Here is a 6,797-nt window from a genome sequence, read left to right as displayed (position 1 = left end):
AATTTTAACTCAATAAACAGTATTGATCAAATATATAAATTTATAATATACCTATATTAGCAATAAAAGTCAGCAAACATTTGCTGACTTGTTATTTTTATTTGATTAAATATTCATATCTTTTCTTTTATAAACTAAATAAGTACTTAAAATAGAAACAAACATTATGCAAATCCCTATTATAACAAATTTCGCTTCAAATCCATTTTTTAAAAGATCACCCGGAGCATAATAATCAAATGGCGAGAAATACTTAAGAAATTCAAAATCTTCTTTTAATTTCCCTATTATTCCAAATAAGTAAGAAATAAAAAATATTCCAATTGATATGGGAATCCCTCCTTTGTCAGATTTAACTAAGGCTGAAATTAATATTCCTATAGACATAAAAACAAGCCCTAAAATAAACATTCCCATATAAACTGTTTTTATATTTATTAAAAGATCCATAAGTTCCACATTATCTGGTTTTACAAATAAAGAAACAATAATTGTAATTGCTCCTATTATGACTATATAAATAAAATAAATTAAAATTATTGATAATAACTTTGTTGTAACAATCTTACCTCTTTTTATTGGCTTTGAGTATAAAAACTCTATAGTCCCTTGGCTTTCTTCTTTTATAAGGGCATTAACTCCAAGTATTGCCCCATAAACTGCACTAGCCATAGATATGTATTGAATAACATAAGCAAGATAATTAAATATATCTGAAAAATCCATTCCTGAATCTATATTAAAAGCTTTTAGCATATCTACTGATAAAGCACCCATTTTATCATTTACCAATTCTTGTATACCCATGTCAGCCATAGTTGGAAAAAGTGACATAAACAAAGCTATCATCATTCCACATACTACTGACCAAGTAAGGCATGATTTAAACAATCTTTTAAATTCAAATTTAAATATATTCATTATTTCTCTTCCCCCTTATTTTCATAGTAATTTAAGAAAGTATCTTCAAGATTTTCTTTTTCTATTAATAATTCCTCAATAGTATACTTACTTAATTCTTTTACTAGGGAATTTGCATCTTTATAATAAAGGAAGACAAATGAGTTATTTTTATTTTCATCCTTAGCTTCATTTAATATTTTTCCACCCAAATCTAATACAATTTCTTTATTAATATCTTTACTACTTAATGTGATTTTTAATCCTAAGGTCTCAGTTGCTTTCTCCAGTTCAATCACATCTATTATTTTTCCTTCTTTTATTACAGCAACTCTGTCACACAGGTTTTGTACTTCATTTAAATTATGAGATGATAAGAAAACTGTATTTCCCTTTTTCTTTTCTTCTACTAATATATTAAAAAGTTTTTTCTGCATAAGGGGATCTAAACCGTTTGTCGGCTCATCTAAAATTAAAAGTTTGGGATTTTGAATTAGTGCTTGTGCAATGGCTACTTTTTTCTTATTACCAAGGCTCAGTTCTCCCATCTTCTTTTCCATATCAAGTTCTAAGTCCATACATATTTTCCCCAAGTCTTCATCGCTAACATTTGGATAAAAACTTTGAGCATATTTCATTATATCTTTTACTTTGACAGTGTCATAGTATTTCACTTCACTGGGTACATATCCTATATTCTCTTTTATTTTGCAACAATCTTTTACAATGTCCATTCCAAAGATTGTTCCACTTCCACTAGTTGGATATACAAAGTTTAAAAGTGTCTTAATTGTAGTAGATTTTCCTGCACCATTTGGCCCTATAAACCCATAAATTTCACCTTCATTTACGCTTATATTAACACTTTCAATCCCTCTGTTTTTCTTATAACTTTTAGTCAGATTCTTAGTTTCAATTATCTTCACTATAAATCCCCCATTTTCATTTTATTTTATAATATTAGTATAGGATTTACTCCTTCTCCTTTCAAATACTTTTTTAATAGTATATCTATTAAAATTATATTAATCTAAAAAAGATTTACTCAGGATTATATCCTAGTAAATCTTTTTGCTAATTAAACTTAAATGGATTTATCCTAATAGCATTATCATATAAAAATGGATATGATTTATTTAAATATTTTAAGTAATCAACCCATTGTATTGCAATATTTTTATAAACCCTTAAAATATCTTTTTCCAAATGACTAATATCTAGCTGATCAGTTTTATCATTTTTATAAAAAGTAATCTCATCTCTTAAGTGTATTACTGACATAAGTAAGTCTGTAAAAATCTCATGTTGCATTATATTTTCATTACTAATTAAATCCACTAGTAAATTACTGCTTTCCAATAATACATCCATTATTTTATCCAGATCTATTTCTTCAATATCTATAATATACTTATGTTTTTCAACTTGACTCTTTACTTCATCTAAATCATTAAATAAAATTATAGAGTTTTTCCCACACTTATCTGCTTTTATTATTAAACGCATTAGCTTGTATCCAACTTCTGTAAAGAATAGTCCAATTAACATATTTAATTTTTCCATTCTTTCTTGTTTAGCTTTATAATCTATTAGTCTTTCTAAAATTAATGTTACAACTAAACTGTTTATGGGAATAAAACATAAATTCATTAAAGAATAATATGCTGTGTTTACAGCTTGACCAAATACAAAATAATGTATTATAAACATAATAGCTGATATGGCTACTAAGATTAGTGATACTACTATATAATGTTTTTTATTTTTCATCATTTTCCTCCTAATTTTACCAATACCTTGATTATTATATCATAGGAGAAAAGGTTTATCCTTATTATATTATCATTTATGTTTATTATCCAAGTAAAACATCATTCATATCGTATAACCCAGCATTTGCATTTACAATAAATTTAGCTGCCATAACAGCTCCTTTTGCAAATATCATATTAGATCCAGCTTTATGCTTAATTTCTAGAACTTCATCATCTCCTGCAAAAATCACATCATTGTCTCCTATAATAGTTCCACCTCTTATTGTATGTATAGCTAGTTCATTTGGCTGTCTTTTAGCAGACTTTCCATGCCTTCCATAAATATTTGTAAGTTCACTTCTTACTTCCTTAATAACATCTGCTGTCATATAAGCTGTTCCACATGGACAATCTTCTTTTCTATTATGATGTTTTTCTATTATTTCTATATCAAATCCATCTAATAATCTAGTTGCTGTTTTTACTAATTGAAGCATTACAGTTATACCTATTGATGTGTTTGAAGATTTAAATACTGGTATTGATTTTGCAGCTTCTTTAACTTTTTCATTTTGTTCATCACTGTGTGCTGTAGTACCTATAATTACTGGTATTTTTCTATCTATGGCATATTCCAATATTTCTTCCAGTCTAGATGCTTTTGAAAAATCTATTATTACATCAGCTCTTCCTACTATATCACTAAACTTAGGATATATTTTAAAATCTGCATCTTTTAAATCATAATCTGAAACTGCACAAAATACTTCTACTCCTTCAGTTTCATTTATACATTTTACTATTTCTCTTCCTGTATTTCCAAGGCCACTAACTATTATATTTATCATCACAATTCTCCTCTGTACAAAATGTATGCTTTCAATATAATGGTAATTTATGCTGCATATTAATGTCAATTAATTCACATAAAAATACCCTATTCTCCAAAAGAAAATAAGGTATTTTTTAAGTTATATATTAAGTTTTTATTAAATATCACATTCTTTTCTATTAATTGTTCTCGTTATCAATCTCTAATATTTATTAATTTTCATAAAAGTCTTATAAAAAACTACCCTTGAAGTCCATTAGCTTGTCTATCCATATTCTCTATAACAACATCATGAATATCTCCTTTTGAAGCACAGTATTCAAGTACCTTCCATGGGGTATTGGTGTGGAAATGTATTTTGATTAAACTTTCATCTCCAACTGCAAGTAAACAGTCTCCTTCTATATTTGACTCTATGTAATCATTGATTTCATCTTCTGAAAGATTATTTCCTTCAATTAATAATTGTGTATCAAATTTATACTCTAACATAATCATTCTCCTTTTTCTATTTTATTTATATTTCCTTACTTAATAGATTTTTAAACTAATAATTATATTATACACTAGTAGTATAGCTTTCTAAACATTTTCTACATAAAGTACATTTATATTAAATCCCTTAATACAAGTAGAACCACTATTTCCTAAATGGAAAAATGATGGTTTATTACATAAATTTAAATATATTAAGATATTTTACTTTTTTTATTATTCTCAACAACAAGATAAATCATAATAAGCACTACTGAAATAGCCATAGCCACAAGTAAATCCATAAATATTTTTTAATTACTTCCATTATTTAAAATTCCATTAAATGCAGCATTTACCCAAGTTAGAGGTAATACGAGTGAAAAATTTTGTACCATTTGTGGCATAAGTTGTCCCGATGCCAAAGTAAGTACAGTAACTATAGGTGAACAAATATTATCGCTACTAGTTTTTTCTTAGCTAAAGCTGTGGTAAAAATCCCTATACAAACAGCAAACAAACTAAAGACTACTATTAAAAGTAATATTGGTAAAATATTATTTAGATTCACATTTACTCCGTAAAATAAAGATACCGCTCCCAGTATTGCTATTACTTGTATAAATATAAAACAAAATGACTCCATTAATTCTAAGGATAAAAGTGATGAAATTTTTGCATGAGATATTTTACCCTACTTCCCAACTTCTCCTTAATATAAAATGTGTTTTTGAAAGCATGAACACTTCCTAGCAAAATCGCCATTTCTAACATTACTAGTGCAAAATACTCACCATATTCCATATCATCTAATATTGATTTTGATTTTTCATTTTCTCTACTATATTCTTCATTTTTTATCATATTTGAAATATTTACAGATGTCAAATTCATCTAAAGCTTCACAATAAGAACTTATTACTGCACTTTTACTTTCACCTACTATAACCAAATTTATTTCTTCTTTCCCACCTTCAAAAGAAAATATTATGGTAAATATATGAAGCAGGATAAGTGCTAAAAATATATTTGATAACACTGTATTTTTATCTCTAAGTCCTCTTTTTATGGAGGATAATATTATATTCTCTCTCCAATAAAAACTTTTATAGTAATTAATTATCTAAACCAATCATTTTACTATCCATTTGATTTTGCCATAAATTTAGCCATGTGTCTGTTTATATAATCATCAATATCATCATTATCACTATCAAATCCCCACTCATCTTCCAACACCCTTATACTTCTATAAGTTAAACCTACGTCTTGTTTTAATTTAAAATCTATAAGATCATATAACCAGCATTCACGAGTATTTTCTTCCCAAAGATTATTTGATTTAATATAATCATCTAAAACTAATTTGTATTTTAGTAAAGTAAAACGGTCGATAGTTATATTATTTATTCCTACATTAAATTTACTTCCCCTTGTCATAAGTTACCCCCTAGAATATATTTTTAATTAAATTATAGCATAAAAGCAGTAAAATTTAACTTTATTTGTCAGTATAAACTATTTTTCCCTCACTAATTGTATACTTAACTTTTCCTAGTAACTCACATCCTACAAAAGGTGAATTGCTAGATTTAGAGTCAAAATCTGTAACTGTCCATTTTTCATTTTCATCAAATATTACTATATCTGCAACTTCACCCTCTGCAATATAACCTCTATTAAGATTGTAAAGTCTAGCAGGATTTATAGTCATCTTTTCAAGTAAGCTCATTAGACTTATATGCTCCTTATTAACTAAAGAAGTTACCCCAAGAGCTAAAGATGTCTCCAAACCTATGATACCACTAGGACAAGCTGCAAATGCACGATTTTTTTCTTTATTAGAATGTGGTGCATGATCTGTAGCTATTATTTCTATAGTGTTGTCTTTTAATCCTTCTATTATTATTTGCTTATCTTTTTCACTTCTAAGAGGTGGATTCATTTTTGCTAGTGATCCATATTTTAGTACATCTTCTTCTGTTAAAGTGAAATGATGTGGTGCTGCTTCTGCATACACTTTTGCTCCAAGAGATTTTGCAAATCTTACAGTTTCCACAGCTACACCAGAACTTATATGTTGTATGCTTACTTTTGCCCCTGTTTCTAGAGCTATCATACAATCTCTAGCTACCATTATATCTTCTGCACAAGTTTTAGCTCCACCTTTAAGTCCTAATTTTTTAGCGATTTCACTATCATTTACTCCAGCAGTTTCTATAAAATTAGAATCCTCTTCATGAAGGCTTATTGGTACATCAAGCTCTTTTGCTTTTTTCATAGCTTCATAAAGCATTTCAGTATCCATTATAGCTATCCCATCATCACTAAAACCTACTGCACCATGTTCTAAAAGTTCTTCAAAATTACTTAGTTCCTTCCCTCTAAAGCTTTTTGTTACGCTTCCCACTTGAAGAACATTAATACAAGCTTCTTTTGCTTTTTCATTTATATATTTTAAAGTTTCCACATTATCTACTACAGGTTTTGTATTTGCCATACAAACTACAGTTGTAAATCCACCTCTCGCAGCAGATTTTGCGCCACTTAAAATATCTTCTTTGTATGTAAACCCTGGATCTCTAAAATGAACATGAACATCTATAAGTCCTGGAGAAACTACATATCCACTTGCATCTATTATTTCTTCAAACGTTTCCCCATCTATTTTCCCTATTTCTTTTATTTTCCCATCTTCAATAGCTATATCTACTATTTCATCTCTTTTACTTGCAGGGTCTATCAATCTACCATTTTTAATTAAAATCATAAGTTTCTCCTTTTACAATTTGTATTTTAAATAAATGATTAATGTTAAATATTTATAATCTATTTTT

Annotated in this window: 9 protein-coding genes; all 9 read right to left on the bottom strand. The window is 27.6% G+C overall.

Annotated features, from left to right (window positions below):
• Positions 1 to 105: 105 nt before the first annotated feature.
• The 9 genes from NSA58_RS13405 to NSA58_RS13365 all read right to left on the bottom strand — a co-directional run bounded on the left by NSA58_RS13405 (position 106) and on the right by NSA58_RS13365 (position 6,730).
• Positions 106 to 921 carry an ABC transporter permease subunit gene (locus NSA58_RS13405; protein ID WP_074079033.1) on the bottom strand — a complete coding sequence of 272 codons (816 nt, stop codon included), beginning with the start codon at positions 919 to 921 and terminating at the stop codon, positions 106 to 108.
• Positions 921 to 1,826, bottom strand: coding sequence for an ABC transporter ATP-binding protein (locus NSA58_RS13400; protein WP_039680948.1), 906 nt, complete (start codon positions 1,824 to 1,826; stop codon positions 921 to 923). Before NSA58_RS13400 ends, NSA58_RS13405 begins: the two co-directional genes overlap by 1 nt.
• A 148-nt stretch (positions 1,827 to 1,974) precedes the next feature.
• Positions 1,975 to 2,670, bottom strand: coding sequence for a hypothetical protein (locus NSA58_RS13395; protein WP_039680949.1), 696 nt, complete (start codon positions 2,668 to 2,670; stop codon positions 1,975 to 1,977).
• Positions 2,671 to 2,755: 85 nt separating this feature from the next.
• Entirely contained in the window at positions 2,756 to 3,502 is a 747-nt protein-coding gene (gene dapB / locus NSA58_RS13390) for a 4-hydroxy-tetrahydrodipicolinate reductase (protein ID WP_039680950.1), read from the bottom strand.
• Between the two features lie 224 nt (positions 3,503 to 3,726).
• The gene (locus tag NSA58_RS13385) at positions 3,727 to 3,978 is read right to left on the bottom strand and encodes a dihydroxyacetone kinase (protein WP_039680951.1); all 252 of its coding nucleotides are present in this window, start codon (positions 3,976 to 3,978) and stop codon (positions 3,727 to 3,729) included.
• Positions 3,979 to 4,611: 633 nt separating this feature from the next.
• Entirely contained in the window at positions 4,612 to 4,854 is a 243-nt protein-coding gene (locus NSA58_RS13380) for a hypothetical protein (RefSeq protein ID WP_257560561.1), read from the bottom strand.
• Complete coding sequence (locus tag NSA58_RS13375) at positions 4,811 to 4,999, bottom strand: hypothetical protein (RefSeq protein ID WP_039680953.1); 189 nt, start codon at positions 4,997 to 4,999, stop codon at positions 4,811 to 4,813. The genes NSA58_RS13380 and NSA58_RS13375 overlap by 44 nt, the downstream gene beginning before the upstream one ends.
• A gap of 101 nt (positions 5,000 to 5,100) precedes the next feature.
• Positions 5,101 to 5,400 carry a hypothetical protein gene (locus tag NSA58_RS13370; protein ID WP_039680954.1) on the bottom strand — a complete coding sequence of 100 codons (300 nt, stop codon included), beginning with the start codon at positions 5,398 to 5,400 and terminating at the stop codon, positions 5,101 to 5,103.
• A gap of 61 nt (positions 5,401 to 5,461) precedes the next feature.
• Positions 5,462 to 6,730 carry a dihydroorotase gene (locus NSA58_RS13365; RefSeq protein ID WP_074429271.1) on the bottom strand — a complete coding sequence of 423 codons (1,269 nt, stop codon included), beginning with the start codon at positions 6,728 to 6,730 and terminating at the stop codon, positions 5,462 to 5,464.
• Positions 6,731 to 6,797: the final 67 nt, after the last annotated feature.

The sequence above is a fragment of the Terrisporobacter muris genome (assembly GCF_024621905.1).
Taxonomy (GTDB): Bacteria; Bacillota; Clostridia; order Peptostreptococcales; family Peptostreptococcaceae; genus Terrisporobacter; species Terrisporobacter muris.
This window is presented reverse-complemented; position numbering and strand designations above follow the sequence as displayed.

Bases quoted from the DNA above. Each gene is read 5' to 3' on its own strand.
- NSA58_RS13405 (WP_074079033.1), bottom strand. From the start codon at position 921: ATGAATATATTTAAATTTGAATTTAAAAGATTGTTTAAATCATGCCTT.
- NSA58_RS13385 (WP_039680951.1), bottom strand. From the start codon at position 3,978: ATGTTAGAGTATAAATTTGATACACAATTATTAATTGAAGGAAATAAT.
- NSA58_RS13380 (WP_257560561.1), bottom strand. From the start codon at position 4,854: ATGAATTTGACATCTGTAAATATTTCAAATATGATAAAAAATGAAGAA.
- NSA58_RS13395 (WP_039680949.1), bottom strand. From the start codon at position 2,670: ATGAAAAATAAAAAACATTATATAGTAGTATCACTAATCTTAGTAGCC.
- NSA58_RS13365 (WP_074429271.1), bottom strand. From the start codon at position 6,730: ATGATTTTAATTAAAAATGGTAGATTGATAGACCCTGCAAGTAAAAGA.
- NSA58_RS13370 (WP_039680954.1), bottom strand. From the start codon at position 5,400: ATGACAAGGGGAAGTAAATTTAATGTAGGAATAAATAATATAACTATC.
- dapB (WP_039680950.1), bottom strand. From the start codon at position 3,502: ATGATAAATATAATAGTTAGTGGCCTTGGAAATACAGGAAGAGAAATA.